Source organism: Burkholderia sp. Nafp2/4-1b, assembly GCF_003635165.1.
Lineage (GTDB): Bacteria > Pseudomonadota > Gammaproteobacteria > Burkholderiales > Burkholderiaceae > Burkholderia.
In genome coordinates this window covers 1-19,321 of record NZ_ML058643.1, presented here as the reverse complement: position 1 = coordinate 19,321, position 19,321 = coordinate 1, and the positions used below count along the sequence as shown (strand labels likewise).

Genomic DNA, 19,321 nt, shown 5'->3' with positions numbered 1-19,321 from the left:
GCAGAATGAGCGCGAAATGGCTCTCGGCCGGAAAAACTTCCTGCACTTCGGTTCCGACAGCGGGGGCGAACGCGGGGCCGCAATCTACACCCTGGTCGGTACCGCCAAACTGAATGGTCTTGACCCCGAGGCCTACCTGCGCCACGTTATCGCTCGAATCGCCGAGCATCCCGTCAATCGCGTCGACGAGCTGTTGCCATGGGTCGTCACCGATCAGTTGCACGCGAGCAGCGTTTGAAGTTCGCATTGGCCTGTCCAGGTCATCGGCGCGAACAGCTGAATCACGCGCCGTCCGCCCCTACTTCATCGGAGCAAGGGTAGTAACTAATGGAAAGCGACAGACGCAAGTCGTCGAGGATATCGAGAAGCGTACGAGAAAGTATGACAGGCACGAACGCATAATCCTTAGTCTGGAAGAAGGCTCCTACACGCAGCGTCGCCCCCAGTTCCCTAACCGACAGCCGGCAGGGAGCAAACGCGAGTAAAAAGGCGGTCAAAGCGATCTCGAGGTTCGAATTCTTCTGTTCCGAATCATCCGTTCTCAGATAGACAGAGGCAACCTTGCTTCTTGTGATCAACGTTGCTGTCTGAACCGCCTGAGCCAGCGCCTCCGCTGCCGGCTTGTTCGCTTCGGATACTTCGAGTTCGACATCAAAATCCATGGTTCGCCCCCCATATGTGAGCAGCCAGTATAGCGATGTCAACCACGGTATCAGTCGGACGCTTACCCTTCGCAGGCTGCCCGCGAAAGTGTGACCATAATGTGTCCACATGCCGCTTCAAACCGCTCATAGCGGCTCATTTTCCTTCTTTTGGCGAAAGCCTCGATGCTGACCGGCGCGAGACTATTCGTTAATAATCAATGGGTTGCGGTATAGGCTCGCCCTGATGGTTGTGGTAGGCGCAAGGGTTGATCCCGTTGCGCGCCCAAGCTGTACATCGCGGCAGCCCGCTTACCCCCGCCATTGGAGCCGACGAAAAGAAAACTTTTTTGCCTCGGAGAGCGACCCAGCGCAAGTCGTTTTTGGAAAGCATGTTGCAAATTTCAACACGAGCGTGCGCGCAGTAAAGCTTACACAAGAACACTCCGTACATACTTGGGACGTCGACTTTATTTGACATAAGCTAAATTATCAAAGTTAAAAAATGTAGTAGCTAGATGGAAATGTCCGCTTTTGGCTACATAGAAATGTCCGCTTTCGGGCCGCGTAAGCTGTTCGGCCGCCGGGTGTCCGGCGCCGGAGGCTGCGATGGCTGCAACGGAGCGGATCACCATGACGATGCGCGAGCTGGACAGGTTCAAGGTCATTCAGGACGTGGCCGACGGCAAGCTCAAGCCGTGGCGTGCAGCGGAACGGCTGGAGTTGACGACACGGCAGATTCGCCGGCTGGTCGCCCGGCTGCGGGAGCACGGCCCGGCGGGATTGGTGTCGGGACATCGGGCAAAGCCTGGCAACCGCCGTCTGGACCCAGGCGCCGCCGACCGGGCGCTGTCGATCATCCGCGATCGCTACGCCGATTTTGGGCCGACGCTGGCCTGCGAGAAGCTGTGGGAATGCCACGGCATCCGGCTGGCCAAGGAGACCGTCAGGAAGCTGATGACGGACGCTGGCTTGTGGATTCCGCGTCGGCAACGACCGCCGAAGATCTACCAGCCGCGAGCGCGCCGGGCCTGCCTCGGCGAATTGATCCAGATCGACGGCAGCGACCATCGGTGGTTCGAGGAACGGGCGCCGGCCTGCACGCTGCTGGTGTATGTGGATGACGCGACGAGCCGATTGATGATGCTGCACTTTACGCAGACCGAGTCGACGTTCAGCTACTTCGAAGCGACGCGAGCGTACATCGAACGGCACGGCAAACCCGGGGCGTTCTACAGCGACAAGGCCAGCGTGTTCCGTAACGTGAAGCCAGGCAAGACCGGTAATCGCGTGACACCGTTCGGCCGCGCGATGTACGAACTGAACATCGACACGTTCTGTGCAAACAGCAGCTCGGCCAAGGGGCGAGTCGAGCGCGCGCACCTGACGTTGCAGGACCGATTGGTCAAGGAGATGCGATTGCGCGGAATCAACACGGTGGCCGACGCCAACGCTTATGCGCCCTCCTTCACGGCCGCCTACAACGCGCGCTTCGCGAAGCCGCCGAAGAGCGACTTCAACGCGCACCGGCCGCTGCGGACCGACGAGAGTCTCGACTTGGCGCTGACGTGGCGCGAGCCGCGGAAAGTGACAAAGTCGCTGACCGTACAGTACGACCGGGTGATGTACTTGCTGGAGGACACGCCGGAGAATCGGAAGTTGATCGACCGGCAGATCGAGGTGTGGGAGTACCCGGATGGACGGATCGAACTCCGGGCTGACGATCGTGTATTGGACTGCAGACAGTACGACCGTCTGGCGGAAATCGATCAAGGTGCAGTCGTCGAGCACAAGCGTCTGAGCCATGTGCTGCAGGTCGCGCAAGCGCTTCAAGCGCAACGCGATAACAGCAGAATCGGTAAAGCGCCGTCTCGAACGCATCGAGGCGACTCGACTCGTACCGACCGAAACGACCCGCAAACGGGCAAGAAGAAGCAACGCGAGATCACGCAGGCGGACGTCGAACACGTGATCGTGGAGCTGGCGCAACGTCGGCAGACCGCAAAGCCGCCAAACAAACCCGGCCGTCGGTCCACAAAAGCTGGAGCAACGGACGTGAGCGCCCTGCCCGTTCAGGCGCCGACCTGCGACACTGCGTAACGGTCAAAGCGAGGAAACAGAAGCAGCAAAACCAACCTTAAAACCGGACATTTTTAAATGGCTGGCAGGTGGACATCTGAATCCGGGTATGACAAAAAAAATTTTGCAAAATAAAAATGTCGTGTTTTGGCCTGTAGGTTGATCGTCTGCACCCTTGGGAGCGCCGGCGATGAACGCGACTGGGACGATCACCATGACGATGCGTGAAGTGGATCGGCTGAAGGTCATCGACGCTGTAGCCGAGTGTCGGCTCAAGCCTGGCCAGGCGGCCGAACGGCTGGAGTTGAGCGTGCGCCAGGTTGAGCGCCTGGTATCGCGCTATCGCGCTGCCGGCGTGGCCGGATTGGTCATATGCCTCGTCGCCCCTATCCGAGGACGATGGCATTTCCTAATCGCTGCACTCCGCTGCACGTCGACGAGCGGCTCGCACCAGATGAAACTCTCTATGCCATTAAAACGAATGCGGACGAAAAAAAGCCCGCCCGAAGGCGGACCGAAGGGCCCCTCTAGCGGCCTAGAGGAGCCTGGAGAGTGAACAAGCTGGCCACCGGAGAAAGTGCACGGCACCGCGCCAAAATAGTGCGCGCGCCAAGCGGCGCAAAATACTACTGAGCGAGGAATCTCACTTGTGCGGTCGAGCATAGTGCATTTTTGAATTTGCGACCTCGATCTTTTATAATTTTCGAGATCCGACAAATTGCTTTCTCTTTGGCGGAACAAATCGCTCAAAGGCGAATGATTCTCTGTGCACGTTGGCATGACCGATCATTGCCCCAGCATGCCGTTCGTATGGACAAAACCGAGAGATGGGCAATTTGACACGCATCCTGCCACCAAGCGAGCAGTCCGGGCGCCGCTAGGTATTGTCGAATTGCCACTCCTCGATTCGCTCAGGTCCGTGAGCTGTGAACAGTCGATTTTGCCATTGAGGCGCGGCAAGCGGGACGGCATTTGCTCGATAACACAATCAGGCAACAGCAGTGCATTTTGGGCATTTCAAGGTGGGTAGATCGCCAGTAACTGGGACCGCGAGCCGCTGCCGATCGTCAACATACTGGTACGCGCTGCCCGCGATTTTCATCGTGCTCAGCTGGACACTGTCTCTAGGCACCGGCCTCTCACCTTGCATCCCACGATATCCTCCAGCACGCAGGGACTCGATCGTAGAACAGCGTAGGCTCATGCACGGTCAATTCTGGCAGGGAACGCTGGCGCATTCGCATGCTTTCGTACTTCATTGTTGCGACGCTCCTTTGACTGGAAAACGTTCGACGTTGTTTTTCGTCGCGGCCGCGACGGTTGTCTGATATTCGGGGACCCAGCGCCGCAGATCGCGCCGCACTTCGTCGTCGGTGAGCACGCGACATTGCATCAACCACGGTAGGAGGTCATCAAGCAGGCGGTCCGGCACACCGCGAGCCTGCGCAACCCGTAATTTTGGATGTAGTGTGCGGGTGGTCGCCTCATCGTTGGCCAACAATTCCTCGTAAAGTTTCTCGCCCGACCGCAAGCCGATGAATTCGATACGCACCTGCTCGTCTGTAAAACCATACAGTCGAATCAGGTCTCGCGCGAGGTCGACGATCTTGACGGGCTCGCCCATGTCGAGGATGAAGATCTCACCGCCGCGCCCCATGCTCGACGCCTGCAACACGAGCTGCGATGCTTCCGGAATCGTCATGAAGAAACGCGTGATCTCGGGGTGCGTGACTGTCACAGGGCCGCCCTTCGCAATCTGCTGCTGGAACTTCGGAATCACGCTGCCGGCACTGCCGAGCACATTGCCGAAGCGCACCGTCTCGAACTGCGTGCCGTCGCTCGTCTGCTGCAACGCCTGGCACGCCATCTCGGCAAGCCGCTTGCTCGCGCCCATCACGTTGGTCGGATTGACGGCCTTGTCGGTCGAGATCAACACGAAATGGCGCACGTTATGACGGATAGCCGAACGCGCGACGCGGTAGGTGCCCAGCACGTTGTTGCGCAGCGCCTGCCATGCGTTGTGCTCCTCCATCAGCGGCACGTGCTTGTACGCGGCCGCGTGGAAGACGATATGCGGCGCATAGCGCGACATCACCTGATCGAGCAGCAGCGAATCCTTCGCGTCGCCGATGATCGGCACGACCGGCTGATCGGGGAAACGCTCGCGCAACTCCTCGGCGAGCCGGTACATCGCATATTCGGAAAGGTCGAACGCGACCAGTTGCGCCGGTTTGAAGCGGAGGATCTGCCGGCACAGCTCCGAACCGATCGAGCCTCCCGCGCCGGTCACCACCACGACACGGCCGCGCAGCAGCGCCTCGACGTGCGGCGTGTCGATCGTCACGGCGTCGCGGCCGAGCAAGTCTTCGAGATCGATGTTCCGCACCTGCGACAGGAACCCCTGCCCCGGCATCAGCGCGGTCAGCGACGGCAGCACCATCGCCTTGATGCCGGCGCGCACGCAGAGCGTCGCGACACGGCGCTGCGTTCCGACCGATCCCGACGGAATCGCGATGATCGCGTATTCGACCTTCATCGCGTCGGTCCAGTGCTTCAGGTCGTTGAACGAGCCGAGCACCTTGTAGCCGTAAATCTCGCGGCCTTGCTTCGTTGGATCGTCATCGAGCAGGCCCACCAGACGCCATTCGCCCGAACGCGACAGTTCCCGTGCGAGGCTCGCGCCGGCCGTGCCGGCACCGAGCACGAGCACCGGCTTGCCCTGCCCGACCAGCCCGCCGTACAGGTAGAACTCCTTCGTCGCGCGGTACAGCGCGCGCGCGCCTCCCATCGCAAGGAACAGCATCAGCGGCGACACGAGCAGCACCGAGCGCGGGATAATCGGGAACGGCTGGAACATCACGGCACCGATCATCACGATCACGCCGCCGCCGACGACCGCCTTCGAGATCCGCATCAGGTCCGGAAGGCTCGCGAACACCCACAGGCCGCGATACAGCTCGAACACGTGGAACATCAGCGCGTAGACGGGCAGCACCCAGACGAGCGCCGTCAGCGCGCCGCTCATGAAATCGGACGGAACGCTGCCATTGAATCGGACTAGATATGCACACCACCACGCGATCGCGGCCGCTAGTATATCGAACAGCAAGGCGCAGGAAGCAAGCAACGGAATTTTAAATCTTACCATCGGCGGAGCCTCGGGAGTTGTGTTCGGCCTCGTGAGATCACCGCTACACTGGTTATTGATAAATCGACTCAGCGATCATGCGATACCGCTCGGATACTCGAAACAGCGCCGTACGGTAAGTGCTACTACACGCGTCTCACGATCGTACGTCTCACCGCATTCAATCCGATTCGGGATCACAATTCGCCAAACTTGAAATTGCATGATTGGTATCGTCCAGGATCTCGCCACGGACGCGCTTACGCAATGTAATGTCATCAGACTGTCCAAGTGTGCAATCTTTCGATTCTCACTTTGTAGTCTGTACCTACTATCTGCCCTAACGCGAGTGGCTCTAGCTAGACCTACCGGTCTAGACGTTCGGTTGACCAGCGCCACGCAAATCGTGCGCACCAAGTTGTTTGCCAGCGGAACGGTCGCCATATTCGCTCGATGATCGACGAGCCCGAACCTTTGCCGATCCCAATGGCCGTGATTGTGGTGCCGTTATTCCAACTCCGCGCCGACCAAGCATCCAGTTTTAAACCAAGGAGCGAAATCCTCCAAGAACTATTTCAATAGCTAGAAATGACGGGCTCGTGCGACACGTGGCGCCGCCTGCCAGACGTAAATCGACAAAGTAGTGGATGGCAAAGTCTGTTTCTTTCGTATCACGCGCGGCTTGCCGTGCCGTGATCTGCCGTATGACCGCCAATCTCCTACCCGGAGTGCGTGACAGGAAACGGTGGAGTGCGAAGCTCCAGGGACGGCGCACTCGTCGAAAGACGTCATCACTGGCGACGGTGAGCGACGACGCCACACGCCGCAATGCTACCTGGACGCCAGGCAAGTTCCGTATGGTGCGACACGTGCTGCTGCCCGCGGTGTGTCGAGCGTCAAGCAGTAAAGGGCAGCAAAACGCGTTTTTGTCTTGTCACACTCCGTCCGCTTAGGGTCTGGCGATGGAAGCTGTGACCTGTTGTGCGACCAACTGTTGCCTGCTTGGACATGCGTGATTGGTGACGATCGGTATGAAGCTCCGGGAACAATGTACTTCTTGAAAGGCGCCTATTTCGGTGACGGGGTCAGGGCGACGCTCCCTGCCGGCAGAGAGACAGGCGTTAAGCGGATAGTCCCGAGAACATTCGGGTCGGCAGGAACGGGAACACGGTAAGCCCGATTCTTCGCCATCGCTTGGGAGTTTGGCCCAAGGCAGGTGAGCCGCGAGGCAAGCTGATGAGGGAGCGGGTACCCACTAAGCGAATGGCGGACTGTCATGGTTCGCATAGGGGTTCATAACTTTGCCCACGCCTGAAAAGGCGCAGACTTCCGCTTGGTGCGGCTGTCGTAGGCTCATGTTTGAAGTTCGATGCAGGGAAGATTGGAAGAGACTGCCGTGTTGCAGTCCTGCGCCCTCGTCTCAGCAATGGGATGGACCAACGAAATGATATTTGCGAAGGTCTTGTGCAGTCTGGCCAGACCGGTATCAGTTGATGGTGCTTGAGCCGTGCTTGAGCCGTTTGCGGTGAAAGTCGCCTGGGCGGTTCGTTGGGGAGGGGGAGGCAGCAATGTCGTCTCCTTACCCGCTCACAACAGATGTGACCGCTTATAACCCTTGTCATGTATGACGGGCCGAATCGGCTCGCAGGCACGAGCAAAAAAAGCGCGCAACTGAATGCTCATTTGGGTTGTAGGAGTACCTCGTCGTAATACTGCCAGGGGAAAGGACGGGCGCCGAACGGACAGGCTCGCTGCGAGGTCTACGCAGAAGATGTAGGAACACAGAAAGACGCATACTGGCTGTCTATCCCGACAGAAGTCCTCCAATACGCGATTTTCTTCATCACATCATCGAGAAAATGCCGCCCGGATTCAGCGTATTCAGACTGATCGAAGGCGGCCGCTCCCTTCGCCGAGGCGGTACAGTGGCGTCAGATGAGCGAGCGCATCAAATTCAAACTGATCCGATCACGCTCTCCACACCTTGATGGCAACGTCGAGTGTTCGCAACTCACAGACTGGAACGAGTTTTTGGACCCGTCATCCTTCGGCTGAAGTTGCGTTCGATGAGCGAATTGAGGAACGGCAGTTTGACTACAACTGGCCCCGCCCATACAGCTCACTCGGCGGCACGTCGTCCATCGATCGCGTAGCGGAATTGGGCGAAATCACACCGTCCTTAGAGCGGATAGCCAGCGCCTACGGCCAACTGAAAGAGCGAATCCGGCACCGCGAATGCAGAGTCGACAAGACAGTTGCTGAACATCACCGGCGCGCGCTGGAACTCGAGAAATTGAAACGATGTTCATGAATTGAATTGCACAATTTATATATATACAACGCGGGGCAGAATCGGCGCCGTCAGTAATTACCTTCCTCCGCATCTCCGCCACACACGTGCGGAGACCTGTGTGAGCAAAAATCTAAAGCTCTGCCCTCACCTCTCCTATAGGGTGTCACAAAGGCACGTGGCGCGCTTCGAGCCACAACCAAACCCTCAATCCTGCACCAACGTGGAGATAGCCTCGCGCCAACTGCAAATTCATCAGTATTTTTCTGTGAAGGACTGCTCCAATGGTCAGCTTACTCAAGCCAAGCGATAATCGACGTCGCTTTCTCGTCGTTGCCATTTTTTATATATTGGCGATTTTGTTCACTATCGCCTTTATCGATCGAGCCGCGTCGACATGGTCCAATTCATACCTGCAGCGAAATGAAGTTTTTGTCTGGATGTCACGCCTTTCTGAGCCAATTGTACCATTGGCGTGCGTTGGCCTATTGGTTTCCGGATGTGCGATGCTGGCTGGCTGGCATCCTAGCGACCGTGTTCACGTACTACTGACGTGCTGTCTGGCTGCAATCGTAGCGGTAGTTCTAAAAGATCAACTTAAATTCCTATTCGGGCGTACATGGACAGAAACGTTCATTGATAGCAATCCGTCCTGGATACAAAATGGCGTGTACGGTTTCTTGCCTCTCAACGGGGGGAAAGGCTGGGCATCTTTTCCCTCCGGGCACGCCGCCGTAATCGTGGCACCTATGGTCGTTCTTTGGAACCGCGCCCGCAGCTTTCGTTGGCTGTGGGCCATGTGTATTCTCATCGTCATCGTCGGCCTCTTTGGCGCAAACTATCACTTCGTGAGCGACATCCTGGCCGGCGCTCTTCTGGGCATATTTAGTGGTCGCCTGACAATCGCAATGACGGCTATAAAGCGAAAAAATGTCGGATAAATCTGTAACGCAGTATGACTGTCGCTGAGGCAGCGGCTAGCCTGGCACGGCGAATAGCCATCAGGTAGCAGTGACGCGTTGCTGCGTCCCGGATGCGTTGCCAGACACCGTCCTCTTGCCATGCAACCAGCCGTCGTCAGCACGCCGCGCCCGAGCCGCAACCAAGTTCTCGCGGCAGCGGATACGAGGCGATGCCGAAGGCGGCACGAATGCGTGCCGGTCAGCACCGCTCGGTGCGGCGTCGGCTTGCGTACCACGTATCGGCGGTTGGCCGACGCTCGCTTCGGCAGCAAAGGTTCGATGACTGACGACAGCGCGTCGTCCATCAGTTCTTTGGGCATCGCTTCCTGGCAAGCAAACCGGCCAGAAATCGATGTGATTTCGCCGGTCAATAGGGATCGATTTTGGCTTGGTTGAACGCATGTTGACCGAATTTCCTGACGGCGACGTAGTAGCAAATCTCGACGGTTGATCATGTCGATATCCTCGGGTTCGGTATGGCATTACAGAAGTCCGCACACCGCATCTGCCGCTATCCATCATCGCAAGCCCGGGTGCACTCCGTTGGCTAACTTTATCGCAGGCAACGCATGTGCAGGGTTACGCCGCCTGCAGGAAACTACTACCAACGCCATGAACCCGGGGGGCCAGCTCCGTGGTGTTGCTGCATTACGTTGAACGTACCACATTGGGTACGGCAAACGACATCACACGGCGGGTGATGTCCCAGATGAACTCACTTGGGTTGCCGGCGACGGTCACTAGAGTCTGTTTTCTTTCAATGAAATGTATTTACTTCTGGTGTTTGGCGCGAGCAGGCGAAGTTGATCCGAGCGTTACTGCGCGACGAGGTATTGGCACGAATCAAATGACGCCCGGCAAGGAAGGCGATCCAGGGGAGAACGGCGGCCGAAAATCGCTGGTTTATCGAAGCGGTTTTGTGGATCGCCGGACCGCCGTGGCGCGATCGGTCAAAGGAATTCGGACGATGGCATTCGGTGTACATGCGCTTCTCCAGATGACGCCCCCAAGGGAGTATGGGAGCGCGCGATCCATGCCGGCGAGACCGAGATCAAGCACGTGTTAATCGACTCGAGCAACGTGCGGGCCCACAAGCATTCGTCCGGAGCAAAAAGGACGGACCACAAGCGCTCGGTCGCTCGCTCGGCGTATTGACGACCAAGCTGCATCCAGCCGCCAACGATGTCAGAGGGTCCTTGCGGCTGATCGCTACTGCGGGTCACGTGGCCGACATTTCGAGTGCAAGCGAGCTGGTCCAGCACCTGCGTACCGAAGCCGTGATTGCAGACAAAGGCTACGGCTCCAATGCGTTTGCCGCGACGACTCGCGCGGCTGGTGCGAAGGTGCTCGTCATCCCGCCGCGCTCGAATCGAGCAACTAAGCGTCGATATAGCCGCGCGCAGTATCGGGCTCGGAACATCGTCGAATGCCTCTTCAATCGCATCAAACATTTTTTTCCGCGTCTCCGCTCGTCACGACAAGCAGGGGTTATTTCCTTGGTTTTGCGTCGCTTGATTGTGCGTTCGGAGCGCTGGTGAGAATGTGAAAAGAACGTAGCGCTCGGAGGTGATCGGCCGACCGAGAAAATCCGGTGCGCGTCTCGGATCTTCCATTTTCCTTGAACGCCGCGGTCGAACAAAGATGCACAGGACGCTCTAGCAATCAGCACCCATATTGAACGTCGCCGTTTAGGTCAACTCGGTGAACGTCACGTACCGTGATGCTCCGCCCCTGTCATCGCCGCTGTATCGGACACGCTAAAGACGATCGCACCGTACACCGGCAGGAAAACAACGAGCATTCCCAGCTTGATCAGGTAGTCAGCAAGAGCCCACGAAATCCATGGTACGTCGGATCCATAAAAGGCCAGCACAAAGAACAGCGTGCCGTCCACCGCCGACGCCACGACGCCGGAAACCATCGGCGCAGTGCACCACGCTTGCCTTCGCATTCGATCGAAGACGATCGCGTCGACCGATTGCGCGAGCAGGAAGGCGGTGCCGCTGGCGATCGCGATACGGTGTTCGGCGAAGAGAAACGAGACAATCAGGGCAATGACGAATGATCTTCTCACCATGCGCCGGGTTTCGCGCAAGCCGCGGCGGCGGTTGCACGTGTCCGTAACGAAGAAGGAGACAGGGGAGACGAAAGCGGCCCATGTCAAGAAGGTCGGCGCCGCAGGGAAAGGGTGCGACACCAAGAGATTGGCAACGACTATAACAATAGCGTGGGCCAAGGCATACCGCCAATTCACGGTAAAACAGAAACGCTCCATCCACTATTTTTGATTGCGTGCGATTGGATACCCACCTTTTCTCGGCCCCTACGTTCAAATGACGTGCTCATTTTATTACTTATCTTATGGGACCGAGCTCGGGGAAAATCGGACATTATGCAACGCGCAAAATATTCGATATCCCAAAGATGTATAACGCGCTAGCTAGGCTCGGCCTTGACCGTTAACGGGACGCCCCGGCTTCCGGCGTAAAACACTATCAACTCTACCGGCTCATCGCCACTTTGACCGCGATGAAGTGCGTCGACCATCTCGGGGAGTACGTCTCCGGGGCCAATCACCATTGTTTTTCTGTCACTCTTCCGGATCACCGTTAGTTGGCCAGAAAGAACATAGGCGGCATTGATTACCGGATGATTGTGCCACGGTAGCGCGCTACGGGCTGGAATCTTATAGCGCAGTACCGACACTTCAGGTTGTCCATTCGGATACGCGCGATATCGGGTTCCGTCCCACGAGTGCGTTGTTTTCAGCAACTGCGTGACTTCGATCGATTGATCGGATGCGACGGCCATCGAACTATGTGTGGCACCGCAAAATATAGACAGTGACGCCATCACAATAGTGGCGAAGCGCGTGCGGTGAGGTGCAAGGTAGTGCATAAACAGACTCCTTAGTTGACAATGAGGCCGGCTGAGGACGCTTTGTTGACAAGCGACGATAACCGACTTTAGCGAGCTTGATAACATTTCGGATGACAGTCCGGTCATCATGCAGGCGTTTTTCGCAACCTTGCTTTAAGAAAATGGCTGTCGCTATCATGCGCTTCCGGTTGAACACTGGCGCGGCCATAACCAGCTCGACGCTTGCATCCAGAACCAGAGAACCCCTCGCGCACCCGAGGCGTCTGGGCTTTTCGAAGACGCCACACCCTTCGCGTTGGCTTGTTCGGTGGATAGCCTAGACAGCCCGCAAACCGCGTCGTCGCGGAAACGCTACGCCCCGCCGAAGATGCTGCGATGAAGCGCAGAATCTTTGAGGTACCTTCAGCGCATCATCGTCGGGTGACGTGAGGTATCGAAGCGATTGCAAGTCGCAAGCTTGTCGCATGTCCTCAAATTGACAGCGTGCAAAAAAACGGAGGAACAACAGCTCGCAGCGCTGCAAGGAAGCGGTGAAACGGCCCGCCAACTTCCGGTGAAGCGGGACGTCGCTTCCGCTCCCGCGCCCAGCGCCAGCCGACTTGCCCAATTAGGACAATCTAAGAACCGCCTCGGCGAACAGGACGTGATCATTCGTCCTATGAAACACCGGAAAAGCCTCTAGTAGACGTCAACAGTGCGGGATTTTTCGTTCGCAAGTCGAGCGTCAACCCGCGCCGCACGGACGCTCGAAAATGATGTCACAGGACGGCAGAATGAACGACGTCATCGTCGGCAGTCGGGTGCCGCTCTTAGCATGACCAACATGGAAGTCGGCCGGGCGCGACGTACCGCGACATCGTAAAGCTCAGGCGTTGTCGAACCACCTCATCTCGCGCTGACTTTGCCTGCGGCCGTATACGCGTTCACCGCCGAACGAGGCGTGGTGAGTTTCCAACTTGCATCATTGGCGAAAGTTTCCAACACAACCGTGCCGTCCTCACTCGGTTCGACTCGTTCATCTCCATGTTCGACATGGGACAGTACGACGGAAGTCCCGACCGCCGAACACGTTCGGAAGGACGCAGGCCGAGCCCACTCCGGCTCCTGAACCACCATCGCCCGCCGAACGGTGGCGAGTCGCACGTCAACAACTTGGAGTGCCGCAATTGGATGCATTGGTCGACCCGCTGTTCGCACGCCCGTACCGCTATGCTGCGCACCGCAGTCGACCGGAACAGTTATTCGCCGTTCGGTCGCATGGTGGGCGATCCGCTTCGTCTCGCCGATCGCTCATCCTGGGTAGCCGCAAATAGGTTTCGGTTCGATAAGATGATGTTGCTTCGGGCGCGGCCGATACATCCGGCCGAGATGCTCCAACCCTTCCGATCTCTTTCGCCCACGGAAATCTGATGTGTGATCGCGTGTTCAGTCGTGTTTATGACGGCTGCTTGTCCTCACATTGGGCAACCCGTCTGGACAACCTGGTCGATGCGAAATTTTGAATAATCGCTCGGGGCGCACTATTTTGAAGAGAGCCCCACCGTCACGACGGAACGCTCTCGCACAATAACTCCAATCAGCTAAATTTTCCGAACTGGACGAAAAATGCAAGCATCTCACTGCAACCCTTCTAGACTTGCTAGTTCATTTAAAGAGGCGTCAGTGGCGGAAAGGAATCTGCCGAAATTCAGAAGTCAGTGTCAAGTAGCGGCAATACTTTCCTGAGTCCAGTGATGTTTGGCGTCCGAGCCGCACCGATCGGAAATAGTAACACCGCGCTGCCAATTGAAGGATTACAGCATCCCTTGCCACCCGATTTGTGATAAGTGTGTTGCCAGCTATTCGATTCGTTAGCGGCATTCTCGGCGCCCGCTTATAGCATAGCGAGTGTAAAAATTTTCGATGTTAATTGCGACTCGCATTCATCGACCAAATATCCAACGAGGAACATCTCCGCCATAAACGGGAGGTCGAAATCATCGCACCAACGCGGCTCTTTGCAAATTGGGAATCTGATAGTAACCAGATTAACTTTATTTTTACCGGATGGTAGATCAGATTACCCGGAAATTCTCCATCGATATTCACAGAAATCGTCTGACGATGAAGCGCGCACGCGACTTTGTCCGATCGCGCTCATCCCAATCCCATCGATACGCCAAGTACAACATGGTTAATCAAATCGCTTAATTTTCCGCCAATGGCTCCCCCATCTCGGAGCGTGGTCAACCGACATTCTATGGACCATTTGTTCTCATGATGTTGGCCGAATCAGATAAAACTTAAGCCTTGCGGACAAATTGCACAATGTCATGCGTCTACGGGGTTTTTTGGCAACTTTCACGGTAAATTGATGACATGATTGCTGTCGCACCCTCGCAAAAAGAGCCGCAAGCTTACGCACGATTTGTTTGCCTTGTCGCCGCGCTGGCCGGACTATTGTTTGGTCTCGACATAGGGGTGATATCGGGCGCACTACCCCTGATCAGTTCACAGTATCAACTCAGCGAAATATTGCAGGAATGGGTGGTGAGTTCATTACTAGCGGGAGCCGCATTAGGCGCGCTAATCACTGTGCCACTTTTACGGAATTTAGGCCGGCGCTGGGTATTGATAATATCCGGTATATTTTTTGTATTCGGCGCGACAGGATCGGCGGTCGCCGATGGATTCGCTAGCCTGATCGCCGCTCGCGTAATCCTCGGCGTTGCTGTTGGAATGGGATCATTTGCAGGACCTTTGTATTTATCCGAGATCGCACCAAGCCCAATACGGGGGGCGATGATCGCCACCTATCAATTGATGATCACCGTTGGCATTCTCACTGCATTTCTTTCCAACGCGGGACTGAGCTATGTCGCCGATTGGCGCTGGATGCTTGGTCTCACAGCCGTGCCGGCGGCGCTTTTCCTCGTTGCTGTCATACAGTTGCCTGAAAGCCCCCGCTGGCTCATATTGCGCGACCGCCATACCGAGGCTCTATACGTGCTCAGGCGACTCTATGGCAACAAACATGACATCGAGCATGAGTTTCAGCAGATCGCACGGGGACCAATTGTCTGCGCGTCGGGCTGGACGTTGCTGCGAAATAGTCCACATTTCAGGCGCGCTGTCGCACTTGGTATCGTCCTTCAGCTATTCCAACAATTCACCGGCATCAACGTCGTGATGTATTACGCACCGCATATCTTTGATCTGACTGGCTATTCCACTCAAGCATCGCAGCTGTGGGCCACGGTGCTGGTCGGCGTCATGAATGTGATTGCAACAGTAATCTCGATTATGCTTATAGACCGATGCGGGCGCCGGCCGGTTCTACATTTCGGAGTTGGGGTGATGGCGTTTGCCATGACTGCACTCGGTATTCTAATGCACTTGGGAATGGGCGCTGGTGTGGTCGCAAGCATTGCTACAATCACCGTTGTGCTCCTCTTTGTGGGCGGATTCGCGATGTCTGCCGGCCCACTGGTTTGGGTACTATGTGCGGAAATCCAACCTAGTCAGGGCCGCGAATTCGGTATAGCCGCTTCGACGTTCGTCAACTGGATCGCCAACCTCATGGTGGCCTCCACGTTCCTCTCTGTCCTCACCATGATCGGCGAAACGCTTACGTTCTTGCTATTTGCTGGCATCAACGTGATCTTTGGTGCGTTCGTGTATTTCTACGTTCCAGAAACAAACGGAGTGACGCTGGAACAGCTTGAACACAATCTGATGCGGGGCGGCCGCCTGCGCGACCTAGGCAAGCACAATTCTTCGATCCCTGGATGATGAAAACGCAACGAGGCTATGTTGAGTTGCCGAGGGTTCGTTTGCGTCCGCAGCATTCCAGCGGTCAGTGAAGGGAGTAGCAGTCGCATCGTACCGCGAGCACGCATGCCGAATCGGCATGCCAACGACCGCCCGCGCATAGCCGTGCTCGAGCAGGAAATCCCGCCACAATTTGCCGATCGATCCGACTACATATCGTGAAAGACCGATCTGCATGCCCAGTTTGTACTGGTGGCTTGAAAAGCATGCTGGCGATGCTTCACTAGTCCGGTACGTAAAGCGAGGCGCTCAGCGGAGCTGTCGCCTTGCAGTCGACGCTGGTTGCTGCAGTGCTTCACACTTGCGGCTTGGTTGATCGTGATGCGCCGCGCCATGTCGCCGAAGCACATGCTACGGATTGTCACTTCGGATACGCGCGTTGGCCCAGCGTCGAAATACCACCTTGGTCTCATACGCGTCCACGATCAACTGGACGCACTGCCTCCACGCATCGCGGATTGGAGTCCGCCGCGAACAGCTTCATCAAGTCGCCCTTGTGCCGCTTCTTCGTTTCCGGCGCCATCTTGTCCAGTGCCAGGCGCACGGCCGAATCTGCCTGCATCGCGTCCAGCACGCGCTGGCTGTGAGCGTTATTCCGGTGATAGTCGAGCGCACGCAAGCGGTCGACGTCCGGATCGGCATTGCGTCGCGGGTCCGTCTGGGTCGACCGGCTCACCGTACCTGAACGCGTCGCTTGCGAAATTTGGGGAAGAGGCATAAGGCTCACGCTCATCGAAGGAACCAGATTCCGTCAATATTGCGTGACCCACATCATCCGACTATCAATTCGCATCCATTCTGCGCTTCATGTCACCGTCGGGTGTCCGTTCAAGAGCTGTCCCGCTGTCCGTCCATTACACGAGCCGTCCGTCTACAAAAAAGCCCGCGCGAACGCGGGCAAGGCGCCTCTTGAGAGGCGCTGACGTGTTCTCATGATGATCGGCCCGGGAACGCTCGCCGTAATGCTGTAGCTCGCTCGATGGCGCGCTGGCGCTCACCGTCCGCGCCCTCCAACTGTCCAACATAGGCCGCCGGCAACGCATCGCGCGCGAACTGATATTCGAGCGACGTGAGCACGTTGCGCGTGAAGACTGGATCGCTACACGCACCAGGCACCGTACAGGCGTTCTTGATCAATTCAAGCGCGGCGATGTCCCCGTGGGCGGCCATTGCATACACGTGATCCGCCAGCATCCTGCCGACAGGCAGCGCGATCGTGTTCCATTGCATGGGATGCCGGACAGCGAGTTTTACCGCAGCGCAAGGCTGGCCAGTCCCCGCAGCCGGGCGTAACAGATTCAAGCGGCAGCTCGCCGCGCGCACGATCGTCGGCGCGTGAGCGGCCCCACGGCAGACCGACGTCCTCGCACACGGTTTCAGCTCGCACCGCCATCTCCGCGAGCCGCCGATCCAGATCCGAAAACGGCTGCACCGAGCACTCGATGTCCTCGATGTTGACCGCCATCGCTCGCATCTGTTGCGTGTGCGTCGCGACGCTGCACCGCGAGTTCCTGTTTTTCCTCACCCATGGTCAACGCTCGATTATAAAGGTTCACCGCGGATGGCCGGTGGATGCGGCAAAGCCCCGCCTCCAGCCGGGTTGATTTTTGAAAGCTATGCGAGCTGGATCGCCGGCACGATTTGTCATGATGTCTCTACTGCGGCGCATCTATCTCTGTATGTTATTTCTTTCTTGCGCTTTTATGCCCCTACGGGGAGAGAGCCGTTTTTCGAGGCATCGATAGGTTACCGGCGTACGCCACACACTTGGGATTGAGCAACGCGACGATGCTGTTCTCTGAACAGCCCCTGCACTGGATCAGATGGTCCGACTGGCCTATCGAGGGAGACGGTACAGGCACCGCAAGACTGGCGCTGGGTGACAGTCGGTGGGCGCAGCTGCAACGATCCTGTTAATGGGACCAACTGAAAAACGCTGCCTGACGCGAACACCAAGCGCCGGCCCTGCCGTACCTGGTCCAGAACAACCATTGCCAAGGAGAGTCTCCGTGCATGTCATGCAAGCCATTCAGGAAAGACGCTCAGCGAAACATTTCGACGCCCACCATCGGATGAGCGAAGCGGAAGTGCGTCAGCTTCTCGAACTCGCCATGTTGTCGCCGACGGCGTTCAACCTCCAAAACTGGCGGTTCGTCATCGTAAGCGACCTGAAGCAACGCCAAGCCATTCGAACGCACGCGTGGGATCAGGACCAGGTGACTGACGCTTCCCTGCTAGTAGCACTGTGTGCTGATTTGCAAGCTTGGCAAGACCGTCCCGCACGCTACTGGTCGCATACGTCCCGGGAAGTTCAGGATTTCATCGTGCCGTCAATCGATCGCTACTACCACAACAAGCCACTTGTTCAGCGTGATGAGGCTATGCGCTCGTGCGGGCTTGCCGCCCAGACTTTGATGCTGGCGGCAAAGTCAATCGGATACGACTCGTGTCCAATGGACGGGTTCGATTTTGATGCTGTGGGACGATTGATCAATCTGCCTGAGGATCACGTGATCGCAATGTTTGTGGCCATTGGCAAAGCAACAACACCGACATGGCCGCGCGGCAGTCAACTGCCCTACGAAAGTGTTGTGATGGTCGACCGGTTCGGGACAGCGCAGCGATCAAGCTTCGGCAGTACCGAACCGAGCTGATTTTTGAAAGCAACGCATGCTGGATTGCTGGCACGATATGCGCCGATGCCTCTGCCGGGGCATCGGTCTCTCAGGTATTTCTTTCATACCGTTTGTGCCACCCCATGCGGGTGGCACTTTTTTATGTTCCGTCGCAAGCCCCAGCCCGGCGCCGGAATCACCAGATTGACGGACTTCGTCGGCAGCTTCCCATGCCCGACCTTCGCCTTGCCCGCGTTGCCCCCATTGAGCGTCACCACCATGATCCAGCCGCGCGATGTGTAGCTGTGCTCCACCGATTCGATCAGGAACGCGCCGTCGACGCCGTCCTTGAAGCCCTTGAGCATCACCGCCTTCTCCGCTGCCAGATCCGCCCGTCCGCGCAGCGTCAGCCTGCTCGTTGCCGTCTGCCGGTTCAGTTTCACCAGACGTGAGGGGGTCGCCGCCTTCGCCACGCTCGCGCTCGCAAACGCGTGCCGCTCGGTGTGCACCGCGGATGCACCCGGCGGTGCGTCAGGGTTCGGGATCGTCAGCTCGAGTTTCTTGCCGGTCTTGCGGTCGTGCACCTTCGCGCGCACCGCCGCAAAGCTCGCCCGGTCCGGGAACTGGACGTCGTAGTCGATCAGCATCTCGGGGATGAGCGTCACGGCTGGCAGCGGCTTGCCGCTCGCGCACTTGCCCGCCCCGCGCGGCAGCACCGGCAAGCGCCCTGCCTTCACGGTCGCGGTCGCCCCGACCTGCCGGGCCAAGCGCGTCACGAAGTGCAGATCGCTCTCGCCGAATTGGTCCACCCGCGGTATCACCACGTCTAGTTCGCACACTGCCGTCTATGCTACGCCAGCATCGCACGTGGCCACACGAACCGACCACGCTCCAGGCGTTTCATCAGCAAGCACATG

Annotated in this window: 12 protein-coding genes and 5 pseudogenes; 8 read left to right on the top strand and 9 right to left on the bottom strand. The window is 57.5% G+C overall.

Translation table 11 applies throughout. The features are described 5' to 3' along the window. Positions 1–238: transposase domain-containing protein (locus tag C7H84_RS34045; RefSeq protein ID WP_162999477.1), on the top strand; the 238-nt coding region annotated here is incomplete at its 5' end. A gap of 43 nt (positions 239–281) precedes the next feature. Here C7H84_RS34045 and C7H84_RS34040 read toward each other — a convergent pair. Then, positions 282–662, bottom strand: a complete 381-nt coding sequence (locus tag C7H84_RS34040; protein WP_162999476.1) for a hypothetical protein — start codon at positions 660–662, stop codon at positions 282–284. 588 nt (positions 663–1,250) lie between these two features. Between C7H84_RS34040 and C7H84_RS34035 the strand changes: the two genes are divergently transcribed. Continuing rightward, positions 1,251–2,741 (top strand): ISNCY family transposase, encoded by a 1,491-nt coding sequence (locus tag C7H84_RS34035; RefSeq protein WP_121862913.1) that lies wholly within the window; start codon positions 1,251–1,253, stop codon positions 2,739–2,741. A 3-nt stretch (positions 2,742–2,744) separates the two neighbouring features. Here the strand turns inward: C7H84_RS34035 and C7H84_RS36765 are convergent, their stop codons facing one another. Continuing rightward, entirely contained in the window at positions 2,745–2,969 is a 225-nt protein-coding gene (locus tag C7H84_RS36765) for a hypothetical protein (protein WP_162999474.1), read from the bottom strand. Between C7H84_RS36765 and C7H84_RS34030 the strand changes: the two are divergent. Then, positions 2,911–3,090, top strand: a pseudogene (locus C7H84_RS34030) (helix-turn-helix domain-containing protein); the annotation flags it as partial. The gene C7H84_RS36765 and the pseudogene C7H84_RS34030 overlap by 59 nt on opposite strands. A gap of 885 nt (positions 3,091–3,975) precedes the next feature. Here C7H84_RS34030 and C7H84_RS34025 read toward each other — a convergent pair. Beyond that, positions 3,976–5,868 carry a nucleoside-diphosphate sugar epimerase/dehydratase gene (locus C7H84_RS34025; RefSeq protein ID WP_121862912.1) on the bottom strand — a complete coding sequence of 631 codons (1,893 nt, stop codon included), beginning with the start codon at positions 5,866–5,868 and terminating at the stop codon, positions 3,976–3,978. Positions 5,869–7,717: 1,849 nt separating this feature from the next. Here C7H84_RS34025 and C7H84_RS37405 point away from each other — a divergent pair. Both C7H84_RS37405 and C7H84_RS34020 read left to right on the top strand, forming a co-directional pair. Further along, positions 7,718–8,158: pseudogene (locus tag C7H84_RS37405) on the top strand (IS481 family transposase); the annotation flags it as partial. Between the two features lie 263 nt (positions 8,159–8,421). Then, on the top strand, positions 8,422–9,078 hold the full coding sequence (locus C7H84_RS34020; protein WP_121862911.1) for a phosphatase PAP2 family protein: 657 nt from the start codon (positions 8,422–8,424) through the stop codon (positions 9,076–9,078). Positions 9,079–9,217: 139 nt separating this feature from the next. Here C7H84_RS34020 and C7H84_RS37400 read toward each other — a convergent pair. Next, a pseudogene (locus C7H84_RS37400) lies at positions 9,218–9,419 on the bottom strand (IS5/IS1182 family transposase); the annotation flags it as partial. 483 nt (positions 9,420–9,902) lie between these two features. On the opposite strand from C7H84_RS37400, the pseudogene C7H84_RS34015 reads away from it, so the two are divergent. Further along, positions 9,903–10,645: pseudogene (locus C7H84_RS34015) on the top strand (IS5 family transposase). A 162-nt stretch (positions 10,646–10,807) separates the two neighbouring features. Here C7H84_RS34015 and C7H84_RS34010 read toward each other — a convergent pair. Then, positions 10,808–11,374, bottom strand: coding sequence for a VUT family protein (locus tag C7H84_RS34010; protein ID WP_121862910.1), 567 nt, complete (start codon positions 11,372–11,374; stop codon positions 10,808–10,810). Between the two features lie 161 nt (positions 11,375–11,535). After that, positions 11,536–11,997: a cupin domain-containing protein gene (locus tag C7H84_RS34005; RefSeq protein ID WP_205611494.1), complete on the bottom strand. Its 462-nt coding sequence runs from the start codon at positions 11,995–11,997 to the stop codon at positions 11,536–11,538. Between the two features lie 2,340 nt (positions 11,998–14,337). Here C7H84_RS34005 and C7H84_RS34000 point away from each other — a divergent pair. Beyond that, the gene (locus C7H84_RS34000) at positions 14,338–15,750 is read left to right on the top strand and encodes a sugar porter family MFS transporter (protein ID WP_121862909.1); all 1,413 of its coding nucleotides are present in this window, start codon (positions 14,338–14,340) and stop codon (positions 15,748–15,750) included. A 448-nt stretch (positions 15,751–16,198) separates the two neighbouring features. Here C7H84_RS34000 and C7H84_RS33995 read toward each other — a convergent pair whose 3' ends face one another. Both C7H84_RS33995 and C7H84_RS33990 read right to left on the bottom strand, forming a co-directional pair. Beyond that, positions 16,199–16,522, bottom strand: coding sequence for a hypothetical protein (locus C7H84_RS33995; protein ID WP_162999475.1), 324 nt, complete (start codon positions 16,520–16,522; stop codon positions 16,199–16,201). Between the two features lie 197 nt (positions 16,523–16,719). After that, the gene (locus C7H84_RS33990; protein WP_121862907.1) at positions 16,720–17,019 is read right to left on the bottom strand and encodes a hypothetical protein; all 300 of its coding nucleotides are present in this window, start codon (positions 17,017–17,019) and stop codon (positions 16,720–16,722) included. A gap of 788 nt (positions 17,020–17,807) precedes the next feature. On the opposite strand from C7H84_RS33990, the gene C7H84_RS33985 reads away from it, so the two are divergent. Then, positions 17,808–18,443: a nitroreductase family protein gene (locus tag C7H84_RS33985; RefSeq protein ID WP_240462179.1), complete on the top strand. Its 636-nt coding sequence runs from the start codon at positions 17,808–17,810 to the stop codon at positions 18,441–18,443. Between the two features lie 83 nt (positions 18,444–18,526). On the opposite strand, the pseudogene C7H84_RS33980 reads toward C7H84_RS33985, so the two are convergent. Continuing rightward, positions 18,527–19,246 (bottom strand): annotated as a pseudogene (locus C7H84_RS33980) (contractile injection system protein, VgrG/Pvc8 family); the annotation flags it as partial. Between the last annotated feature and the right edge of the window lie 75 nt (positions 19,247–19,321).

What these genes read in the sequence shown, in the direction of transcription:
- C7H84_RS34040 (WP_162999476.1), bottom strand. Translation starts at nt 662, where the DNA reads ATGGATTTTGATGTCGAACTCGAAGTATCCGAAGCGAACAAGCCGGCA.
- C7H84_RS34035 (WP_121862913.1), top strand. Translation starts at nt 1,251, where the DNA reads ATGGCTGCAACGGAGCGGATCACCATGACGATGCGCGAGCTGGACAGG.
- C7H84_RS36765 (WP_162999474.1), bottom strand. Translation starts at nt 2,969, where the DNA reads ATGACCTTCAGCCGATCCACTTCACGCATCGTCATGGTGATCGTCCCA.
- C7H84_RS34025 (WP_121862912.1), bottom strand. Translation starts at nt 5,868, where the DNA reads ATGGTAAGATTTAAAATTCCGTTGCTTGCTTCCTGCGCCTTGCTGTTC.
- C7H84_RS34020 (WP_121862911.1), top strand. Translation starts at nt 8,422, where the DNA reads ATGGTCAGCTTACTCAAGCCAAGCGATAATCGACGTCGCTTTCTCGTC.
- C7H84_RS34010 (WP_121862910.1), bottom strand. Translation starts at nt 11,374, where the DNA reads ATGGAGCGTTTCTGTTTTACCGTGAATTGGCGGTATGCCTTGGCCCAC.
- C7H84_RS34005 (WP_205611494.1), bottom strand. Translation starts at nt 11,997, where the DNA reads ATGCACTACCTTGCACCTCACCGCACGCGCTTCGCCACTATTGTGATG.
- C7H84_RS34000 (WP_121862909.1), top strand. Translation starts at nt 14,338, where the DNA reads ATGATTGCTGTCGCACCCTCGCAAAAAGAGCCGCAAGCTTACGCACGA.
- C7H84_RS33995 (WP_162999475.1), bottom strand. Translation starts at nt 16,522, where the DNA reads ATGAGCGTGAGCCTTATGCCTCTTCCCCAAATTTCGCAAGCGACGCGT.
- C7H84_RS33990 (WP_121862907.1), bottom strand. Translation starts at nt 17,019, where the DNA reads ATGCAATGGAACACGATCGCGCTGCCTGTCGGCAGGATGCTGGCGGAT.
- C7H84_RS33985 (WP_240462179.1), top strand. Translation starts at nt 17,808, where the DNA reads ATGCAAGCCATTCAGGAAAGACGCTCAGCGAAACATTTCGACGCCCAC.